18 protein-coding genes are annotated in these 20,605 nt (G+C 60.0%); 5 read left to right on the top strand and 13 right to left on the bottom strand.

Annotated features, from left to right (window positions below; translation table 11 throughout):
- Positions 1-28: 28 nt before the first annotated feature.
- From QFW87_RS27945 to QFW87_RS27960, 4 genes are all read right to left on the bottom strand, one after another.
- Positions 29-1,753 carry a putative 2-aminoethylphosphonate ABC transporter permease subunit gene (locus QFW87_RS27945; protein ID WP_223429463.1) on the bottom strand — a complete coding sequence of 575 codons (1,725 nt, stop codon included), beginning with the start codon at positions 1,751-1,753 and terminating at the stop codon, positions 29-31.
- Positions 1,753-2,829, bottom strand: a complete 1,077-nt coding sequence (locus tag QFW87_RS27950; protein WP_283182071.1) for a putative 2-aminoethylphosphonate ABC transporter ATP-binding protein — start codon at positions 2,827-2,829, stop codon at positions 1,753-1,755. The genes QFW87_RS27945 and QFW87_RS27950 overlap by 1 nt, the downstream gene beginning before the upstream one ends.
- A gap of 210 nt (positions 2,830-3,039) precedes the next feature.
- Positions 3,040-3,903 (bottom strand): LysR family transcriptional regulator, encoded by an 864-nt coding sequence (locus tag QFW87_RS27955; RefSeq protein WP_283189352.1) that lies wholly within the window; start codon positions 3,901-3,903, stop codon positions 3,040-3,042.
- A gap of 16 nt (positions 3,904-3,919) precedes the next feature.
- On the bottom strand, positions 3,920-6,184 hold the full coding sequence (locus QFW87_RS27960) for a heavy metal translocating P-type ATPase (RefSeq protein ID WP_283189353.1): 2,265 nt from the start codon (positions 6,182-6,184) through the stop codon (positions 3,920-3,922).
- Between the two features lie 85 nt (positions 6,185-6,269).
- Here QFW87_RS27960 and cadR point away from each other — a divergent pair, with 85 nt between their 5' ends.
- Both cadR and QFW87_RS27970 read left to right on the top strand, forming a co-directional pair.
- The gene (cadR, locus tag QFW87_RS27965) at positions 6,270-6,719 is read left to right on the top strand and encodes a Cd(II)/Pb(II)-responsive transcriptional regulator (RefSeq protein WP_046045180.1); all 450 of its coding nucleotides are present in this window, start codon (positions 6,270-6,272) and stop codon (positions 6,717-6,719) included.
- Positions 6,720-7,029: 310 nt separating this feature from the next.
- Positions 7,030-7,959 (top strand): transposase, encoded by a 930-nt coding sequence (locus tag QFW87_RS27970; RefSeq protein WP_283189354.1) that lies wholly within the window; start codon positions 7,030-7,032, stop codon positions 7,957-7,959.
- 128 nt (positions 7,960-8,087) lie between these two features.
- Here QFW87_RS27970 and QFW87_RS27975 read toward each other — a convergent pair whose 3' ends face one another.
- The 3 genes from QFW87_RS27975 to QFW87_RS27985 all read right to left on the bottom strand — a co-directional run bounded on the left by QFW87_RS27975 (position 8,088) and on the right by QFW87_RS27985 (position 10,777).
- Positions 8,088-9,059, bottom strand: a complete 972-nt coding sequence (locus tag QFW87_RS27975; protein WP_283189355.1) for a thymidylate synthase — start codon at positions 9,057-9,059, stop codon at positions 8,088-8,090.
- A gap of 48 nt (positions 9,060-9,107) precedes the next feature.
- Positions 9,108-9,914 (bottom strand): prolipoprotein diacylglyceryl transferase, encoded by an 807-nt coding sequence (gene lgt, locus QFW87_RS27980; protein ID WP_283182074.1) that lies wholly within the window; start codon positions 9,912-9,914, stop codon positions 9,108-9,110.
- Positions 9,915-9,994: 80 nt separating this feature from the next.
- Positions 9,995-10,777: a sulfite exporter TauE/SafE family protein gene (locus QFW87_RS27985; protein ID WP_283184646.1), complete on the bottom strand. Its 783-nt coding sequence runs from the start codon at positions 10,775-10,777 to the stop codon at positions 9,995-9,997.
- A gap of 120 nt (positions 10,778-10,897) precedes the next feature.
- On the opposite strand from QFW87_RS27985, the gene QFW87_RS27990 reads away from it, so the two are divergent.
- The gene (locus QFW87_RS27990) at positions 10,898-11,644 is read left to right on the top strand and encodes an NRDE family protein (RefSeq protein WP_283189356.1); all 747 of its coding nucleotides are present in this window, start codon (positions 10,898-10,900) and stop codon (positions 11,642-11,644) included.
- Between the two features lie 239 nt (positions 11,645-11,883).
- On the opposite strand, the gene ptsP is transcribed toward QFW87_RS27990, so the two are convergent.
- Together ptsP and QFW87_RS28000 are read right to left on the bottom strand one after the other, a co-directional pair.
- On the bottom strand, positions 11,884-14,163 hold the full coding sequence (ptsP, locus tag QFW87_RS27995) for a phosphoenolpyruvate--protein phosphotransferase (protein WP_033060547.1): 2,280 nt from the start codon (positions 14,161-14,163) through the stop codon (positions 11,884-11,886).
- 22 nt (positions 14,164-14,185) lie between these two features.
- Positions 14,186-14,665, bottom strand: coding sequence for an RNA pyrophosphohydrolase (locus QFW87_RS28000; RefSeq protein ID WP_008150514.1), 480 nt, complete (start codon positions 14,663-14,665; stop codon positions 14,186-14,188).
- 143 nt (positions 14,666-14,808) lie between these two features.
- On the opposite strand from QFW87_RS28000, the gene QFW87_RS28005 reads away from it, so the two are divergent.
- Positions 14,809-15,465, top strand: coding sequence for an HAD family hydrolase (locus QFW87_RS28005; RefSeq protein ID WP_283182077.1), 657 nt, complete (start codon positions 14,809-14,811; stop codon positions 15,463-15,465).
- A gap of 117 nt (positions 15,466-15,582) precedes the next feature.
- On the opposite strand, the gene QFW87_RS28010 is transcribed toward QFW87_RS28005, so the two are convergent.
- A complete protein-coding gene (locus QFW87_RS28010; RefSeq protein WP_283182078.1) occupies positions 15,583-16,011 on the bottom strand; it encodes a DUF2269 domain-containing protein in 429 nt (142 codons plus the stop codon).
- 39 nt (positions 16,012-16,050) lie between these two features.
- Positions 16,051-17,565 carry a threonine ammonia-lyase, biosynthetic gene (ilvA, locus tag QFW87_RS28015; RefSeq protein ID WP_283182079.1) on the bottom strand — a complete coding sequence of 505 codons (1,515 nt, stop codon included), beginning with the start codon at positions 17,563-17,565 and terminating at the stop codon, positions 16,051-16,053.
- Between the two features lie 147 nt (positions 17,566-17,712).
- Here ilvA and rpiA point away from each other — a divergent pair, with 147 nt between their 5' ends.
- On the top strand, positions 17,713-18,387 hold the full coding sequence (gene rpiA / locus QFW87_RS28020; RefSeq protein ID WP_134420752.1) for a ribose-5-phosphate isomerase RpiA: 675 nt from the start codon (positions 17,713-17,715) through the stop codon (positions 18,385-18,387).
- A 128-nt stretch (positions 18,388-18,515) separates the two neighbouring features.
- Here rpiA and QFW87_RS28025 read toward each other — a convergent pair whose 3' ends face one another.
- Both QFW87_RS28025 and QFW87_RS28030 read right to left on the bottom strand, forming a co-directional pair.
- On the bottom strand, positions 18,516-19,433 hold the full coding sequence (locus QFW87_RS28025) for an SdiA-regulated domain-containing protein (RefSeq protein ID WP_283182080.1): 918 nt from the start codon (positions 19,431-19,433) through the stop codon (positions 18,516-18,518).
- A gap of 129 nt (positions 19,434-19,562) precedes the next feature.
- On the bottom strand, positions 19,563-20,492 hold the full coding sequence (locus QFW87_RS28030) for an SdiA-regulated domain-containing protein (RefSeq protein ID WP_283182081.1): 930 nt from the start codon (positions 20,490-20,492) through the stop codon (positions 19,563-19,565).
- Positions 20,493-20,605 lie beyond the last annotated feature (113 nt).

A 20,605-nucleotide genomic window follows, 5' to 3' on the forward strand; every position in this document is an offset into this window, starting at 1 on the left:
AGGGGTTTTCGGTTTTAGGAGCAGCGAATCAATTGCCAGGCGCGGTCTGCCGCCAGGCCTGGGAACGGCGCAGCAAACCGCGCGAGGCCCAGGCCAGCAGCAGCGACACGCCCGCCGAGGTGAACAGAATCAGGGTCGACATCGCTGCCGCGCCGCCGACGTTGCCGGCGTCGTCCATGTTCAGCACCGCCACGGCCGCAAGGATGGTGTCGGGGCTGTAGAGGAAGATCGCCGCCGAGACGGTGGTCATGGCCGAGACGAACAGGTAGCGCACGATGTCCAGCAGCGCCGGCAGGCAGATCGGCACGGTGACGCGCAGGTAATGCCGATACAGCGGCGCCTTGAGCGACAACGCAGCGGCTTCGAACTCGGCATCGAGTTGGCGCAGCGCGGTGGTGGCGGTCATTTGCGCAGTGGTCAAATAGTGAGCAATGGTGCAGACCACCAGCAGGGTCATGGTCCCGTAGAGCACATGCAGCGGGTTGCCGGTGAGGTTGAAGAAGAAGACGTAACCCAGGCCCAGCACCAGACCCGGCACCGCCATCGGTACGAAACTGAGCATGCGCAGTGTCAGATTCAGCCCGCGTTGGCCCTTGGTTTTTTCCATCAGATAAGCGCCGGTGAAGATCAGCACGCTGCCGATCAACGCCGTGCACAAGGCCATCTTCACGCTGTTGCCATAGGCCAGCCAGCCACCGCCCGCCGTGTCGTTGAACTGGTAATGATTGAGCGACAGCGACAGGTTGTACGGCCAGAACTTCACTAATGACGAATACACCGCCATGCCGAACACCAGCAGCAACACCGCGCAGATCAGCAACACGATGGCCAGGTAGCAACCGTCCCGCAGTTTCGACGGCGCCGGTTGAAAGACTTGCGCCCGACCGCTCATGGAGTCGCCGTGACGCCGACGCAGCCAGGCGTCGACACCAAAGCTGAACAGCGCTGGCAGCAGCAGGACCATGCCGATCAACGCGCCGCGGCCGAACTGTTGTTGGCCAACCACGGCTTTGTAGGCTTCCAGCGCCAGTACTTGATAATCGCCACCGACCACCACGGGCACGCCGAAGTCGGTGATGGTCAGGGTGAACACCAGACAGAACGCCGCGAACACCGCCTGACGAGTCGCCGGCCAAGTGATGCTACGGAAAGCTTTCGCCGGACTGGCGCCCATGCTGGAGGCCGCATCGAACAGTCGCGCATCCGCCAGGGACAGCGCCGACAGCAGAATCATCAAAGCGTGTGGGAAGGTGTAGATGACCTCGCCCAGAACAATGCCCCAGAAGCCGTAGATATTGTCCGAGAGCAAACCGCGCAACATGCCCTGGTTGCCGAACAGATAGACCAGCGCAATACCCGGCAACATCGACGGCGCCATCAGCGGCAACAGCGACATGCCGCGCCAAATGCCTTTGCCCGGTATCAATGTGCGTTGCAGGGCGTAGGCAAACAGGTACGCCAGCGGTACGACAATCGCCGCAACGCTGAGGGAAACCTTCAGGCTGTTGCCCAGCAACCAGTGGAAATTCGCACTGGTCACCAATTCACGGGCGGCCACCAGACCACCGCCCTGCCCCGCCTCAGAACTGAAACCGCGCCAGAAGATCGCCAGCAACGGCATCAATACCGCGACGCCGAGCAACACCAGCAAAAGGACTTTGCCGCCGACCACGAACACCCGGTCGCCGATTTCGGCACGGGAGGTCTGCCGAACCTGCTTGTGCGGTATCGGCAGCGCGAGGTTCGCGCTCATCAGGCAAACACCTGCAGGCTGCGTGGTGGCAAGGCGACCATGATCTGCTGGGCGCCGAGGCGTGGCATGGCTTCCGGCGCGAGCTCGGCCAGCAATGCGTGGCCTGGCAGTTGATCGAGTTCGAAGCTCATGCGGCAGCGGTTGCCGAGGAAGGTGATCTCGCGAACCTTGGCCGGGAACAGGTTTTCTTCATGCACGGGCGGGTTGACGTTGATCGCTTCCGGGCGGCAAAACAGACGACCCGATGCGGCGTTGCCCGAACCGGCGGCCAGGCGCATGTTCATACCGCCGACCTGAGCGTGGCTGTCGCTGCTGCGCTGGAATGGCAGCCAGTTTCCCTGGCCGACGAACTCCGCCACAAACGGTGTCGCCGGGCGGTCGTAGATTTCCTGCGGCGTAGCGTATTGCTCGACCTTGCCGTTGTTCATCACGGCAATGCGGTCGGCCATCAGCATGGCTTCGTCCTGATTGTGCGTGACCATCAGGGTGGTGATGCCGAGGTTGCGCTGCAATTGGCGCAGTTCGGTGCACAGATGCTCGCGTACCCTGGCGTCGAGGGCCGACATCGGTTCGTCCAGCAGCAGCAACGAAGGTGCCGGCGCCAAGGCCCGAGCCAGTGCGACGCGCTGCTGTTGGCCGCCGGACAATTGGCCGGGGTACTTTTTCTCACTGCCGATCAGGCCGACCAGCTCCAGCATCTGAGCGACACGCTTGCGCACTTCATCGCGACCACTGCCGGCGAGGCCGTAGGCGATGTTCGCTTCGACGGTGAGATTGGGGAACAACGCGTAGGACTGAAACAGAATGCCGTAGTCCCGAGCCTGAGGTGCCAGGTGGGAAACGTCGCGATCGCCGAGGTACAACTCGCCGCTGTCCTGCTTCTCAAGACCGGCAATGCAGCGCAGCAAAGTGGTTTTGCCACAGCCCGACGGGCCGAGCAGGCACACCAGCTCACCGGCCGCCACGTCGAGGGACACGTTATCCAGCGCGGTGAAAGCGCCGAAGCGTTTCTGCACGCCGCGCACTTTCATCGGGGCGCCGGGATTGGTCAGGGCAGTTGCGATCGAGTGGTTCATGGACAGGCCTCATCAAGCAGATGAAGGCCATCCTAGATTTGTAATGCGTCCGTCATGTGGCAGTGAGGCAAAAACAGCTGATAGTGGTATTCAAGGATTTGGGTTGCCCGGTCTGACGCCATCGCGAGCAGGCTCGCTCCCACAGGGGAATGCGGTCACCTGTGGGAGCGAGCCTGCTCGCGAAGGCGTCAGCTCAGTCAGCACAAGACTTCAGGCCGGAGCCATTTCCTGCGCCAACCCGAGAAACGCCGCCGGCAGTCGCGCGCTTTTTCGCTCTTTGAGGCAGTACAAATACTCGGGAATCTGCGGCGCATTCTCGATGGTCAGCACGCGCAATTGCGGATCGTGCGGCACTTCCTGCCGGGCAATGATGCTGATGCCGATATTGCGCAACACCGCCTCACGGATCGACTCGCGGCTGCCAATCTCCAGCAAAGGCCCGAAACTCACCCCGGCGCTGGCCAGCAATTCCTCGGTCAGACGTCGAGTGGTCGAGCCCGACTCGCGCATCAATAAGGTATGCCCGGCTAATGCACTCAGAGGAACATGGTCGTGGACCGCCAACGGATGATTGCGATGCACCGCCAGCACCAGCGGATCGCTGCCGAGCACCCGGCGAATCAGCCGCGCATCCTCCAGTAACTGCGAAGACGCAGCGATATCGACCCGGTATTCCTCCAGCGCTTCGAGCACTTGCTGGGAGTTGCCGATTTCCACCGACACTTCCACCTGCGGCAAGCGCTCGCGAAAGGTCTTCACCAGATCGAGGATGTAATACGGCGCGGTCGCGGCGATGCGCAACGTGCCTTGGACCTGACCGCTGTTACGCAGGAAAAACTCGATGTCGGCTTCCTGCTGCAACAGCGCCTTGACCATCGGCAGCAGCCGCGCGCCTTCATCGCTGACACTGAGGCGGCGGCCACCACGGTAGAACAATTCAACCGAGTACTGGCTTTCCAGATTGCGAATCTGAGTCGTCACCGTGGGTTGGCTCAGGCCAAGTTTTTTCGCCGCCAAAGTGATGCTGCCCAAGCGGGCCACCATGTAAAACGCCTTCAGCTCGGCACTCAGCACACCCTTTCCTCATCGCTTATTTGCGCAACAGGCGCAAACCGTTAAACACCACCAACAGGCTGACGCCCATGTCGGCGAACACCGCCATCCACATGGTGGCGATCCCGGCGAAGGTTACCCCAAGAAAGATCGCTTTGATGACCAATGCCAGGGCGATGTTCTGTTTGAGGATGCTTGAGGTTTGCCGTGACAGCCGGATGAAGGTCGGAATCTTGCGCAGATCGTCGTCCATCAGGGCGACATCGGCGGTCTCGATGGCGGTATCGGTGCCCGCCGCAGCCATGGCAAAACCGATCTCGGCTCGCGCCAGCGCCGGAGCGTCGTTGATGCCGTCGCCGACCATGCCGACGCTATGGCCCCGTGCATAAAGGGCTTCGATGGCTTGCAGCTTGTCGGTCGGCAGCAGATCGCCCTTGGCCTCGTCGATGCCGACTTGCGCGGCAATCGCCTGAGCGGTGTGGACGTTGTCGCCGGTGAGCATCAGGGTTTTGATGCCCAGGTCGTGCAGTTGCTGGATTGCTTCGCGGCTGGACTCTTTCACGGTGTCGGCCACGGCGAACAGTGCCAGCGGGCCGGATTTGTCGAGCAGCAGCACCACTGACTTGCCCTGTTTCTCCAGCGCAAACAGCTTTTCCTCCAGTGCAGGCGAGCACAGGTTCAGTTCTTCCACCAAGCGGTGGTTGCCCAAGTGGTAAACCTGACCATTGATTTCGCCGCGTACACCGCGACCGGCCAGCGCCTCAAAGTTATCCACAGTCAGCGGTGCGAGTTGTTTATCCACAGCCGCGTTGGCAATGGCCAAGGACACCGGGTGATCGGAGCGTCCGGCCAGCGCTGCTGCAATCGCCGGGGCTGATTCGTCCGCGGTCGGATCAAGCGACAGGTAATCGGTCTGCACCGGTTTGCCGTGCGTGATGGTGCCGGTCTTGTCCAAAGCCAGGTAATCGAGCTTGTAACCGCCCTCCAGATAAACGCCGCCCTTCACCAGAATGCCTTTGCGCGCCGCCGCCGCAAGGCCGCTGACGATGGTTACGGGGGTCGAAATCACCAAGGCGCATGGGCAGGCGACCACCAACAAAACCAGCGCCCGGTAGATCCAGTCGAACCACAGCGCGCCCATAAACAGTGGCGGAATCACCGCCACCGCGAGCGCCAGGATAAACACTGCTGGCGTATAGATTTTCGAGAAGCTGTCGACGAAACGCTGGGTCGGTGCACGCGAGCCCTGGGCCTGTTCCACGGCGTGGATGATCCGCGCCAGGGTCGAGTTGTTGGCCGCCGTGGTTACCGAGTACTCCAGGGAACCGGCCTGGTTGATGGTGCCGGCGAAAACCTTGTCACCGACAGTCTTCTCAACCGGCAGGCTTTCACCGGTAATCGGCGCCTGATCGATGGTTGAACTGCCAGCTACCACTTCACCGTCCAGACCAATCCGCTCACCGGGACGCACCCGCACCCGCGCGCCCAGCTCGATCGCTTTGACGTCCCGCTCAATCCAACTGCCGTCGGCCTGCTGCACCGTGGCCTTTTCCGGGGTCATCTGCATCAGACCGCCGATGGCGTTGCGCGCCCGGTCCAGCGACTTGGCTTCGATCAACTCGGCCACGGTAAACAGGAACATCACCATCGCCGCTTCCGGCCACTGGCCGATCAAAATCGCACCGGTCACCGCGATGCTCATCAGCGCGTTGATGTTCAGGTTGAGGTTTTTAAGTGCGATCCAGCCCTTTTTATAGGTACCGAGGCCGCCGCTGAGGATCGAGATCAACGCGATGACCGCTACAACCCAGTTCGGCGCAGCGTTGGTGAAGTGGATAACTTCAGCTGCGAGCGCACCAACACCCGACAGCGCCAAGGGCCACCAGGGCTTTTTCTCGGGGGCCGGCGCTGGCGGTTCAGCGCCCTGCTCCAGCGGCTCGGCCTGCATGCCGAGGGACTTGATCGCGTCGATGATCGGCGCGGTGCTCGGCAGGTCATGGGTGACGCCCAACACGCGGTTGATCAGGTTGAATTCCAGTTGCTGCACGCCCACGAGTTTGCCGAGTTTGTTCTCGATCAGCGTCTGCTCGGTCGGGCAATCCATGGCGTCGATGCGGAAACTGCTCAGGCGCGCGCCAGCCGTTGGAGTTTCGCTGAGTTTGATCAGCGACGGTGCCGCCACTTTTGAGGAACAGCAGGAATCCCCGTGGCCGCCGTGGTCATGCTTCTTCTGCACAGGCTGCAGCTTGTGATCGTGATCATGCCCGTCTTCGGGTTTGTGCGTGTGAAGGGAATCGCTCATTGGGTCGCGTCCGGAAAGGTGCCTGTTGCCAAGTAAAGACCCTGTAGCCACTATAGGGTCAAGCACCCTTTTGGAGATTGCCGTCATGAAGATCGGAGAACTGGCCAAACTCACCGACTGCGCCGTGGAGACCATCCGCTACTACGAGCGCGAAAACCTCCTGCCGGAGCCGGCCCGCAGCGACGGCAACTACCGCGTCTACACCCAGGCCCATGCCGAGCGTCTGACTTTCATCCGCAACTGCCGCACGCTCGACATGACGCTGGAAGAAATCCGCAGCCTGCTGGCCCTGCGCGACAGCCCGCAGGATCAATGTGAAAGCGTGAATGCGTTGATCGACGAACACATTCATCACGTCAAAGCGCGGATCGATGGGTTGCTGGCGTTGCAGACACAACTGCTCGACCTGCGCCAACGTTGCAGCGAAGGGCCGGATATTGATCAGTGCGGGATTTTGCAGCGGTTGGAGGTGAGTGGTGGAGTTGTGGCGACGGAGGTTGAGCATTCCCATGTTGGCCGCAGTCACGGCCATTAAGAACACCACAAAACCAATGTGTGGGGCTTGCTCGCGAATGCTGTGTGTCAGACAACACTTCTGTCGACTGTCACACCGCATTCGCGAGCAAGCCCGCTTGTGTCTTGCGCAGGAATTAGACTGAGGATGAGAGCGGTGAATGGCAAGCTGAATGCCCGGAGTGCTTAAAGCACGTGTGGGAGCCCATGCTGCCATTCACCTCTCCACTCTGGTTATTGAGCCCGAACAGTTGAACGAGCCTACCTCGAACATTTACAAGCGTGGTGCCCAGCCAGAGTGCTCTCACCTTTGAGTGTAAGAGGATTCAGCTATGTTTTCCTGCGCAGGCATCGACGTTGCCAAAGATACTCTTGAGGTTCGGATTAACCCGCAAGACGTTGGCGCAAGTTACCTCAATACCGCCAGTGACTTCCTTGCGCTGATTGATTGGTTAAAGCGCTACCAGGTCAACCGCGTATTGCTGGAAGCCACCGGCGGCTATGAGCGAGAGGCCATGAAAGCGCTTCAGGCCGCGGGCTTCGAAGTCTTGCGGATCAACCCTCGTCGCGCCAAGAACTTTGCCAAGGCGATGGGGCAGCACGCTAAAACCGACCCGATAGATGCGCGACTTCTCGCGCAGTTTGCAGAAGTCATAAAGTCGCCAAGCAACCGCATCACCAGCCCTGAACAGGACAATTTGCGTGCGCTGGTACAGCAACGTGAAAACTTTGTTCAGCAGCAAAGCGATGATATTCGGCGCCTCAAAACAGCCTCTGTAGACCGGGTAAAACCCTGTCTGCAGAGGCATATCGACTATTTATGCCAAGCAATAAAGTCGATAGAGAAGTTGATCCGTCAAAGTGCCCAAGACCTGGACAGTGATAAAATAGCCCGTTTGTGCTCGGTCAAGGGAATAGGGCTCGTGACGGCAGCCAGCTTAATGGCCTATTTGCCTGAGCTGGGCGAGGTTGGACGGCACGAGATTGCAGCGCTGGCAGGCATAGCCCCCTACAACGATGACAGCGGCAAGCATGAAGGTCCGCGCCATATTAGCGGCGGCAGGTTTGCTGCGCGTCGCGCGATGTACATGGCGTGCTGGGTGGTGATTCAGCGACAGCCTGAGTTCAAAGCGCGGTATGACGCACTGCGTCATAAGGGTAAATGCGCAAAAGTAGCGCTCATCGCCTGTATGCGCGTGCTGCTGATACGACTGAACGCCATGATCCGAGACCGAACTGAGTGGAAACAACCCTTGGCCTAAAACGGGTCGCGGTGTTCCTGTAGGGCATCGCATGGCGTAAAGCTGTGGGAATTCAGCTGTCTATCAATATGCCTTCAAAATAAAGATCATCAAGACAGTTGCTCCCACAGTTGGTAGGCGGTGAGGCTTTAGACCGCCATCGGCGCAGTCATCGGCGCGTGGTGCTCGTAGCCTTCCAGCGAGAAATCGCTCGGCTCGATCAACTCCAGCCACTCCGGCTGATACACACCGGTCTTGGCAAACTCAGGCACACGATCACTAATCATTAGTTTCGGCATCGGGAACGGCTCGCGCTTGAGCTGTTCATTCAGCATGTCCAAGTGGTTTTCGTAGACGTGGGCATCACCGATGAAATAGGTGAACCAGCGCGGCGTGTAACCGGTCAGGCGACCGATCAGGCTCAGCAGCGCGGCGCCTTCGGTGAGGTTGAACGGCGTGCCCAGGCCCAAATCATTGGAGCGGATGTACAACGTCAAAGAGATCTCTTTGGTCTCTACATTCGGGTGGAACTGGTACAGCAAGTGGCACGGGGGTAGTGCCATTTCATCGAGCTGGGCCACGTTCCAGCCGTGGAACAGAATGCGGCGGCTGCCCGGGTCTTTGATGATGGTGTCGACGCATTGGCGGATCTGGTCGATCGCCTTGTACAGCACCACATAAGCTTGGCCGTCTTCTTCGCCTTCGGCGATTTGGCGGTAGCCCTGACTCAGGGTCTGTTCGATGGCGGCCTGGTTGCTGACCGGAATCTGCTTGTACGCCGGCCATTTGCGCCATTGCACGCCGTAGATCTCGCCAAGGTCGTCCTCGCCCTGACGGAACGGGTTGGCCAGCCACTGGGCGTTTTCGTTGGCGTTCTGATCCCAGACCTTGCAGCCCAGCGCACGGAATTCGGCGGCGTTGTTCACCCCGCGCAGAAAACCACACATCTCGCCGATGGCCGATTTGAAGGCCATCTTGCGCGTGGTGATGGCCGGGAAACCTTCCTTAAGGTCATAACGCAGCATCGCGCCAGGGAAGCTGATGGTGTTTACGCCAGTGCGGTTGGCCTGTTTGGTGCCGTTCTTGATGACGTGGGCGACCAGTTCGAGATATTGCTTCATGAGTTACCTGTGTCCTTGAACCCGGGACCGTCGCCCCGGGGTTCGAATTTATACAGCCGCCGCTGGAGCCGCCGGTGCACGGTGATACGCCAGCCAGATCAGGAACAGACCGCCGACGATCATCGGTACGCACAGTACCTGACCCATGGTCAGCCAGTTCCAGGCCAGATAGCCCAGTTGCGCGTCCGGCACCCGGACGAATTCGACGATGAAACGGAAAATGCCATAGAACAGCGCGAACATTCCGGACACCGCCATGGTCGGCCGCGGCTTGCGCGAGAACAGCCAGAGAATGGCGAACAGCGCTACGCCTTCGAGCGCGAACTGGTACAGCTGCGACGGGTGACGCGCCAGCTGCGCCGGATCGGTCGGGAAGATCATCGCCCACGGTACATCGGTTGCCTTACCCCACAACTCGGCGTTGATGAAGTTGCCGATGCGCCCGGCACCCAGGCCGATCGGCACCATCGGTGCGATGAAATCCATCAGTTGGAAGAACGACTTGCCGTTCTTTTTACCGAACCACAACGCGGCCAACATCACGCCGATGAACCCGCCGTGGAACGACATGCCGCCCTTCCACACTTCAAAGATCAACAGCGGGTTGGCGAGGTAAGCACTCAGATCATAGAACAGCACATAGCCCAAGCGGCCGCCGACAATGACCCCCATCGACATCCAGAACACCATGTCGGAGAGCTTCTCTTTACTCCAGGTTGGGTCAAAGCGGTTCAACCGGCGCGACGCCAGTAGCCAGGCGCCGCCGATGCCGATCAGGTACATCAAGCCGTACCAGTGGATTTTCAGCGGACCGATGGCCAATGCCACCGGGTCGATCTGCGGGTAAGGCAGCATTGCGACTCCTTGTTAGAGTTAAAACCAAAATTCCTGGGCGACGCTGCCACGCCAGGATTAAGCCAGGATTGCGGTACGCGTCAGAGCAAAAAGCTCAGGCCGACGCAGAACAGCAAAGCGGCGAACAGTCTTTTCAGCAACTTCGGCGACAGGCTGTGGGCCAGTCGTGCGCCGAGTCGGGCGAAGACCATGCTAGTCAGGGCGATCCCCAGCAGCGCCGGCAAATAAACAAAACCGAGACTATGGGCCGGCAGCAACGGGTCGTGCCAGCCCAGAATCATGAAAAATAATGCACTGGACAACGCAATCGGCAGACCGCAGGCGGATGAAGTCGCCACGGCTTGCTGCATCGGTACGCTGCGCCAGGTCAGGAACGGTACCGTCAGCGAGCCGCCGCCAATCCCGAAAATCGCCGAGGCCCAGCCAATCACACTGCCGGCGACGGTCAGACCGACTTTACCGGGCACCGTTCGGCTGGCCTTTGGTTTGAAGTCCAAGGCGAGCTGAACTGCGATGATCAGTGCAAATACGCCAATGATTTTCTGCAAGTTAGGCCCGGAGATCGCCTCTGCCGTCAGCGCGCCAAAACCGGCACCGATGAGAATACCGAGGGTCATCCAGGCAAAAATCGGCCAACGCACGGCACCGCGACGGTGATGTTCGCGGATCGCATTGACCGAGGTAAATATGATTGTCGCCAGGGACGTACCGACCGCCAGGTGCGTGAGGATCGACGCATCGAAACCCTGCAAGGTGAAACTGTACACCAGCACCGGAACGATAATGATCCCGCCGCCGACCCCGAACAGCCCGGCCAGCACACCTGCACAGGCGCCGAGCGCCAGATAGAGCAGAAATTCCATGCGCATCCCCAAATGAGAGCGGCATGGTAACGGATGCATGGCCTCAAGCTCCACTGGATGGCGATGGATACCCACACGATGACTGAGTAGAGTGGGCAGAAAACACACAAGGACTACCTTATGTGCCTGATTGTTTTCGCTTGGCGACCGGGTCACACCCAGCCGCTGATCGTGGCGGCCAACCGCGACGAATTCTATGCCCGGCCCAGCCTGCCCCTGGCGCAATGGCCCGAAGCACCGCACGTGCATGCCGGTCGCGATCTGGAGGCAGGGGGCACCTGGCTCGGTGTTGGCGCCAATGGACGCTTCGCCGCACTGACCAATATCCGCGATCCGCATCAGCCGCCCGCACGCAAGTCGCGAGGGGAGCTGGTGGCGCGATTTCTTAGCGGGGATATGCCGATAGATGACTATTTGAGCGACGTTGTTGCACGTTCGCTGGAATATTCCGGATTTAATCTGCTGATCGGTAACGCTAACGAGCTGTGGCACTTCAATGCCCGGGAGACTGAGGCGGTGATGCTGCCACCGGGGGTTTATGGGTTGTCGAACGCGGGGCTGGATACGCCGTGGCCGAAACTGCTCAAGGCCCGGGCAGCGCTGGAGGAAGTGCTGGAAAATCCGCAGCCCCAGGCGCTACTGGCGTTGCTGAATGATCCGCAGACGGCGACGTTTGCCGAACTGCCGGATACTGGGGTCGGGTTGGCCACCGAGACGTTGCTGTCGAGTGTGTTTATTGCCAGTCCGACTTATGGGACCCGGGCGAGTACGGCGTTGATTGTTCAGGCGGATGGGACGCGGCATATGGTCGAACGGAGTTTCGGGCCGTATGGGGGGCATTTGGGGGAGGTTGAGGTGCGGGTTTAGATTGTGAGGTGTCAGTTAGAACCACCCCTCACCCTAACCCTCCCGAAACGTCGGACCGCCCCAAAGGGGCGAGGGGACTGACCGTGTTGTTCTTGGAGATACATCGACCTGAAATTCCTGAGTCGAACTCAGGATTTGAAAAGCTCGGAGATCTGCTCCCTTTCCCCCTCTCCCCTATGGGGCGGCCCGACGTTTCGGGAGGGTTGGGGTGAGGGGTGGCTTCAGAATCCGCAGCAAGTTTAGAGGGTCTTCGCCGAAGCCGGATTAATCATCCGCGCCAACCCAAGGTTCTTCAGCGCCAGTTGCAACGAGCTGTGGATAACTTGCGGATTGTCGATGGTCATCAGTTCGGCGAGCAATTCCTTGGCCTTGCTCAGGTTGATCTGACGCAACATCCACTTCACTTTTGGCAAGTTGGTGGCGTTCATCGACAGGCTGTCGAAACCCATCGCCATCAACAGCACCGCCGCCGCCGGGTCACCGGCCATCTCACCGCAGATACTCACTGGCTTGCCTTCGGCATGAGCGTCACGCACCACGCTCTGAAGCGCTTGCAGCACCGCTGGGTGCAGGTAGTCGTAGAGGTCGGCTACCCGCGGGTTGTTTCGGTCCACGGCCAGCAGGTACTGGGTCAGGTCGTTGGAGCCGACCGACAGGAAGTCCACTTGCCGCGCCAGTTCCTTGGTCTGATAAACCGCCGCCGGAATTTCGATCATCACGCCGATCGGCGGCATAGGCACGTCGCAGCCTTCGTCGCGGACTTCGCCCCAGGCCCGGTGAATCAGGTGCAGGGCTTCTTCCAGCTCGTGGGTGCCGGAGATCATCGGCAGCAGAATCCGCAGATTGTTCAAGCCTTCGCTGGCCTTGAGCATGGCGCGGGTCTGCACCAGGAAAATTTCCGGGTGGTCGAGCGTGACGCGAATACCGCGCCAGCCGAGGAACGGGTTGTCTTCCTTGATCGGGAAGTATGACAGCGACTTGTCGCCACCGATGTCCAGGCTGCGCATCGTCACCGGTTGCGGGTGGAACGCGGCGAGTTGCTCGCGATAGATCGCCAACTGCTCTTTTTCACTCGGGAAGCGCTGGTTGATCATGAACGGCACTTCGGTGCGGTACAGACCGACGCCTTCAGCACCCCGCTTCTGAGCCCGCGCCACGTCCGCTAGCAGGCCGGTGTTGACCCACAGCGGCATGCGGTGGCCATCGAGGGTCACGCATGGCAAGTCACGCAAAGCGTCCAGCCCGAGGGCCAGTTGCTTCTCTTCCTCGACCACTTCGGCGAACTGCTTGCGCAACACTTCGCTGGGGTTGGTGTAGACCTCGCCGTGGTAGCCGTCGACGATCATCTGGATGCCGTCGACTTTCGAATACGGCAGGTCGACCAGGCCCATCACTGTCGGGATACCCATGGCTCGCGCCAGGATCGCCACGTGGGAGTTGCCGGAACCGAGTACCGACACCAGACCGACCAGCTTGCCTTCCGGCACCTCGCCGAGCATTGCCGGCGTCAGTTCTTCGCTGATCAGGATGGTGTTGTCGGGGTAGACCAGGGTCTGTTGACGCTCTTCCTGCAAGTAAGCCAGCAAGCGCCGGCCGAGGTCTTTGACGTCGGAGGCGCGCTCACGCAGGTAGGCGTCGTCCATCAATTCGAAACGGTTGACGTGTTCGGTGACCACCTGACGCAACGCGCCCTGGGCCCACTGCCCAGTCTTGATCACGGTGGTGATTTCGCTGCCGAGCGAGGCATCGTCGAGCATCATCAGGTAGACGTCGAACAGCGCCCGCTCTTCCGGGCGTAACTGGTTCGCGAGCTTGGCGGACAAGGCGCGCATGTCGGCGCGCACGCCTTCGATGGCAGTCTTGAACAGCCCAAGTTCGGCGGCGATATCGGTGATGGTCTTGTCGGGCACCACGTCCAGATCGGCCGGCGGCAGCATGACCACCGCGGTACCGACCGCCGCACCCGGCGAACCCGGTACGCCGATGAACTTGGCTTCCTGAATGCCCTTGCCCTGACGGCCCAGGCCCCGGATCGAACCGGTGGCTTCGGCGTGGGCGATAACGCCGGCAAGCTGCGCGCTCATGGTCACGAGGAAGGCTTCTTCACCTTCATCGAACTGGCGACGTTCTTTTTGCTGAATGACCAACACGCCGACGACGCGGCGGTGGTGAATGATCGGCGCCCCGAGGAATGAGGCGTAGCGCTCTTCACCGGTCTCGGCGAAGTAGCGGTAGCGCGGGTGATCCGCGGCGTTTTCGAGGTTCAGGGGTTCTTCACGCGTGCCGACCAGGCCGACCAGACCTTCGTTGGGTGCCATGCTGACTTTGCCGATCGAGCGCTTGTTCAAGCCCTCGGTGGCCATCAGCACGAAGCGGTTGGTCTCAGGGTCAAGCAGGTAGACCGAGCAGACCTGGCTGCCCATGGCCTCTTTGACGCGCAACACAATAATCCCCAACGCCGCCTTGAGATCCTTGGCGGAGTTAACTTCCTGGACGATCTTGCGCAGCGTATTGAGCATGGCTCGGGGTCGAACTCCGTCGTCAGTCGCGCGATAAAAGGCGCGGGGCAAGCTCTTTGAGAGCGCGTCGATACACTTCGCGCTTGAATGTCACCACCTGGCCCAACGGATACCAATAGCTGACCCAGCGCCAGCCATCGAATTCCGGTTTACCGGTCAAATCCATCCGCACCCGCTGCTCGTTGGAGACCAGGCGCAGGAGAAACCATTTCTGTTTCTGGCCGATGCACAGCGGTTGGCTGTGCGTCCTGACCAGACGTTGCGGCAAACGATAGCGCAACCAGCCCCGGGTGCAGGCGAGAATTTCAACATCTTCGCGCTCAAGACCCACTTCTTCGTTCAACTCGCGGTACAAGGCGTCTTCCGGCGTCTCCTGGGGGTTGATCCCGCCCTGTGGAAACTGCCAGGCATCTTGATTGATACGGCGAGCCCATAGCACCTGTCCGGCATCATTCGTGAGAATGATCCCGACATTGGGGCGGAAACCATCGGGGTCGATCACGGCAACAACCTCGCAAACGCATGTCGCCGCATTGTTCCACAAAGGTTGTGATAGCAGCAACGAGCCGGTCTACCTTATGTGCACTCTTGTGAAAAGTCCGTATTCTGGACACCTTTCTACAGACTTTTCAGCGAGTAACTGCAATGCGGCTGGCTTTATTCGACTTGGACAACACGCTCTTGGGCGGTGACAGTGACCACGCCTGGGGCGATTACCTGTGCGAACGCGGCTTCCTCGACGCCGTCGCCTACAAGGCACGCAACGACGAGTTCTATCAGGATTACCTGGCTGGCAAGCTGGATAACGATGCCTACCTGAACTTCTGCCTGGAAGTGCTCGGCCGCACCGAGATGGCCACGCTGGGTCAATGGCATCTGGATTACATGCGCGATTGCATTGAGCCGATTGTGTTGCCCAAGGGTCTCGAACTGCTGGCCAAGCACCGCGAGGCGGGTGACAAACTGGTGATCATCACCGCGACCAACCGTTTTGTTACCGGGCCGATTGCCCAGCGTCTGGGCGTCGAAACCCTGATCGCCACGGAATGTGAAATGGTTGATGGCCGCTACACCGGGCGCAGCACCGACGTCCCGTGTTTCCGCGAAGGCAAGGTGACGCGGTTGAATCGTTGGCTGGAAGAGACCGGGTATTCGTTGGAGGACAGCTATTTCTACAGCGACTCGATGAATGATTTGGCGCTGCTTGAACAAGTGGCCAATCCGGTTGCGGTCGATCCTGATCCAAATCTGCGCGCTGAAGCCGAGAGGCGTGGCTGGCCGGTGATGTCTCTGCGCGACTGAAATTGCCTGTAGCAGCTGCCGAGGTACGAGGCTGCGTCGCGGTCTGCAGGACCGCCCATGGGGCCGCTTCGCAGCCCAACGCAGCCTCGTACCTCGGCAGCTGCTACAGATTCCGCGCTAAACCGGCTTGGCGCCCATCAACCCCGCAATGGCGATAAAGCAGACAAAACTGAACAACGCCAAGGCAAACGTAAACTTCCCATTGCTCCCCGCCGGCGCCTTGCGCAACTTGTTAAGCCGCACCAGCAACCAGAACCAGCCCAACGCCGCGACGGTGTAAAGCACACTGGAAGCCAACAACCAGATCTGCCCCAGCGGCCAGCCCACCAGATGCACCATCCACCAACCGGTAAATGGCATGCTCAGCAACGCCAGCCCCATCACCAGCCAGATGAACACGCGCGGGCGCTGCAACGTGCGCGCGTGAGCCGTTGCGTCACCGTTACGGCGTGTACGCCAGACCCAGATGGCCAGACCCAGCGCGCTGACCAGCAGCAACACCGTCGCCACCATATGAGCGACTTTCAGGGCGGTTAACGTTTCCATTGTTCGATTTCCTTATGGCCTGGCCATCAGCGTAGCCGCTCAGCCGAGAAACAGCTGATAGGCCGGGTTGTCGCTTTCGTCCCAATATGGGTAGCCGATTTCTTCCAGCGCTGCGGGCACCAGGTGGCGTTCATCATGAGGTACTTGCAAGCCCGCGACCACACGACCATCCGCCGCGCCATGGTTGCGGTAGTGGAACATCGAGATGTTCCAGCGCCCGCCGAGCTTGTTGAGGAAGTTGAACAGCGCACCCGGACGCTCCGGGAATTCGAAGCGCAGAATCACTTCATCCACCACATGAGCCGCACGGCCGCCGACCATGTGGCGGATGTGCAACTTGGCTAGTTCGTTGTCGGTCAGGTCGAGCACCGGGAAACCCTGCTCGGTCAGGCTGGCAATCAGCGCACTGCGCGGATCGTTTTCCGGATGCGTCTGCACACCAACAAAGATGTGCGCCTCGCTGCCGGTGTTGTAGCGGTAGTTGAATTCGGTGATCTGACGCTTGCCGATGGCTTCACAGAACGCCTTGAAGCTGCCCGGCTTCTCGGGGATCGTCACGGCGATAATCGCTTCGCGGCCCTCGCCCAGTTCAGCGCGCTCGGCGACGTGGCGCAGGCGGTCGAAGTTGACGTTGGCACCGGAATCGATGGCCACAAAGGTGTGACCGGTGACGCCGCGTTGCTCGACGTATTTCTTGATCCCGGCCACGCCCAATGCGCCGGCAGGTTCAGTAATCGAGCGGGTATCGTCGTAGATGTCCTTGATCGCCGCGCAGATTTCATCGGTGCTGACGGTGATCACTTCATCGACATAGTCTTTGCAGATGTCGAAGGTGTGCTGACCAATCTGCGCCACAGCAACGCCGTCGGCGAAGAGGCCCACGGTCGGCAGGATCACGCGCTCGCCAGCCGCCATGGCGGCTTGCAGGCAGTTGGAGTCGTCCGGCTCGACGCCGATGATTTTGATCTCAGGTCGCAAGTACTTCACGTACGCCGCGATGCCGGCGATCAGCCCGCCGCCGCCCACCGGGACAAAAATCGCATCCAGACGGCCAGGGTGCTGGCGCAAAATCTCCATCGCCACCGTGCCCTGCCCGGCAATGGTGTGGGGATCGTCGTAAGGGTGAATGTAGACGTAGCCTTTTTCGTCGACCAGTTTCAGCGAGTAGGCCAGGGCTTCCGGGAACGAATCCCCGTGCAACACCACTTTGCCGCCACGGGAACGCACGCCTTCGACTTTGATTTCCGGGGTGGTCTTGGGCATGACGATGGTCGCTTTCACGCCCAACACTTTCGCCGCCAGGGCCAGGCCTTGCGCGTGGTTGCCCGCGGAAGCAGTGACGACACCGCGAGCGCGCTCTTCGTCGGAAAGCTGCGTGAGCTTGTTGTAGGCGCCGCGAATCTTGAACGAGAACACCGGCTGCAAGTCTTCGCGCTTGAGCAAAATACTGTTGCCCAGCCGCTCGGAGAGCTGGCGGGCAGTCTGCAATGGGGTTTCTACGGCAACGTCATAAACGCGCGAGGTGAGGATCTTTTTGACGTACTGTTCGAGCATCGGAAAGCATCACTGAGCGGGTTGGGCAGGGCCAAGGAGTCTAACCCGGCTTTCGGCTGGGCGACCACACGAATCAAGAGGTTTTAGCCGGGCATGGGGCTATAATGCCGGCCTTTCCGTTCTCCCCTTGCCCGCTTCGGAGCCCGCATGACCCAGGATCAACTCAAACAGGCAGTGGCTCAGGCCGCCGTCGACTTCATCCTCCCGAAACTCGACGACAAGAGCATCGTCGGGGTCGGCACCGGCTCCACCGCCAACTGCTTCATCGACGCACTGGCCAAGCACAAAGGCGCGTTCGACGGCGCGGTCGCCAGTTCCGAAGCCACCGCTGCCCGCCTCAAGGGCCACGGCATTCCGGTGTATGAGTTGAATACCGTCAGCGATCTGGAGTTCTACGTCGACGGCGCCGATGAAAGCGACGAACACCTGAACCTGATCAAGGGCGGCGGCGCAGCCCTGACCCGCGAGAAGATTGTGGCGGCTGTGGCCAAGACCTTCATCTGCATCGCCGACGCCAGCAAACTGGTGCCGGTGCTCGGTGCGTTCCCGCTGCCGGTGGAAGTGATCCCGATGGCCCGCAGCCACGTGGCCCGCGAGCTGGTGAAGCTCGGCGGCGACCCGGTCTATCGTGAAGGCGTGCTGACCGACAACGGCAACATCATCCTCGACGTGTTCAACATGCAGATCACCAACCCGGTGGAGCTGGAGACGCAAATCAACGCCATCGTCGGCGTGGTCACCAACGGTTTGTTCGCGGCACGTCCAGCGGATTTGCTGCTGCTGGGCACCAGCGAAGGCGTGAAAACCCTGCGCGCAAAGTAAACCAAACACATAGCAAAACCTGTGGGAGCGAGCCTGCTCGCGAAGGCGGTCTGTCAGCCGACATTTCCATCGACTGACACGGCCTATTCGCGAGCAGGCTCGCTCCCACAGTTGTTTTGGGGTGATTGTTAGGGTTGTGGCGGTTTTTTGAAGACGTAGAACAGGTTCGGCTCGCTCACCAAATACATCGTACCGTCGTCATCCATGGCGATCCCTTCCGCTTGCGGCACTGTCTTCTGCAACCCCTGACGCCCCTTGCTCAGTGACATGGTGCTCAGCGGTCGTCCGTCCACATCGAGTTCCAGAATCAACCGCGACTCATCCGACAACGCCAGCAGATGGCCGCTGCGCTCGTCGTATTGCAGGCTCGACAGGTCCGTCACGAACATCCCGGCATCGCGTTTGGGGTTGTTCACTACGTGCACCGCGTAGGACTTTTCCGGGTTGTAATGCGGAAAGCCGTGCACTTCGTAGATCAGCATCGGGTCGCGTTCCTTGGCGACAAACAACCGCTTGCCCACCGAGTCGTAAGCCAGGCCTTCGAAGCCCTTGTTGCCGCTCATGTGCACGCCAAGGGTCATCTGTTCGGCATCCGCTGCGTCGAGGAACGTTGTGTCGTTCTCCAGATGAATCTTGATCAGCCGCTGCTGACGTTCATCAGTGATCACGTAAGTGTCGGCACTAATGAATTCCACGGCTTCAGGATCGCCAAACCCGACCAGCGCAATGCGTCGAATAATCTGGCCGTCCAGCGACAGTTCGATCAGCTCTGAGTTTTTGTTGGTGACGGTGAACAGGCTTTTGCGCACTGGATCGAAGGTCAGCGCCGAGACATCGTCGTCCAGCCCAACAATGACTCGCGCCTCAACCGCTACCTGGTACTGATCCAGAGCGATGGACTGACCGTTCACTGGCTGCCAAAGGGTGTGCAGGTTGAACCAGGCGCGCTCGAACAGGCGCAGGTACTGGCCGGCCGCAACCAGCGCGATCAACGCAATGACCGACAGGATCAGAATCAGGGGTTTGGGGCGGGCAAGTCGGCGCATTCGGGCAAGCTCGGAATCAGGACGGGCGGATGAAATACCACGGCAGTCTGAATTGAAGCTTAATGGCCAGTGGCCGCGGCCCCGAAGGTGTACGCCAACAGGCGACCGCGCGCCACCCTCACTGCGGGCTTATTTCTGTTTTTCGAAACGGTAGAATAGGTTTGGTTCGCTCACCAGGTACAGCGTGCCCGCATCGTCCATGGTCACGCCTTCGGCGCGAGGAATGGTCTTCTTCAAACCATTGAAGCCACCCAGCAAGGTCATGAAGCTGACCTGCTCGCCCTTCTCGTCCAGCTCCAGCAACAAGTGGGAATCGGCAGACAGCACCAGGGTGTGCCCAGTGCGCGGGTCGATGGCCAGCGCCGAGAGGTTGCGGATGTCCAGTTCATCACTGAAGAGTTTTTGCTTGTCACCGGTGAGTGTCTGGCCATCGTTGCTTTTCCAGGTGAACAACGCCGGTGGACGCTCTTCACCCAGCAACATTTGCTGATTGCGCGAATCCCAGACGATGGCTTCGAACGCCTTGTTCTGGTCTTTCGAAGGACCGAGGTCGTATTTCGGGAAGTTGGCGATGTTCAGCTCGCGGGTATCGGCATCGACCTTGACGATGGAGAGCATGTGTTCGCGCTCATCGACGATGGCCAGCAGACCGTTACCCATCGCGGTCACCCCTTCCGGATTGCTCCAGCCCACCAGCGGCATCTTGCGCAGCACGTCACCCTGCAGAGTCAGTTCGACCAGGAACGGATTTTTGCCCATGACCGAAAACAGGGTTTTGGACTGCGGATCGTAGGCCAGGTCCGACGCTTCGTCCTTCTCCATGCCCGGCAGCACCTTGGCATCGATCACTGCCCGGTAATTCGGCAGCCAGATGCTCTCCTGACGTTCGGCGGGGCTTTCGAAACGCTCCAGCACCCAGAGCACACCACGGTCATCCCAGTGCATCGCAAACGCGAGGCCATACACGGCGGCGGCCACTAGCAAAAGCCAGGAATACCAACGCATGACAAAGCGCGAGCGGCGGGCAGTTTTAAGCTTGGGCAGTGGTTGGGTGACCATCGAGGGATGCGTTCCAGAAATTCAGGCTAAGGGTAATAGCACAATTGGGACCGGCTCAGACGCCGCAAGTCCCGGAATTATCCGGACAATATGTGAAAAAAACGGGAAATGGC

This window comes from Pseudomonas sp. PMCC200344 (genome assembly GCF_030053095.1).
In the GTDB taxonomy this organism is placed as follows: domain Bacteria; phylum Pseudomonadota; class Gammaproteobacteria; order Pseudomonadales; family Pseudomonadaceae; genus Aquipseudomonas; species Aquipseudomonas svalbardensis.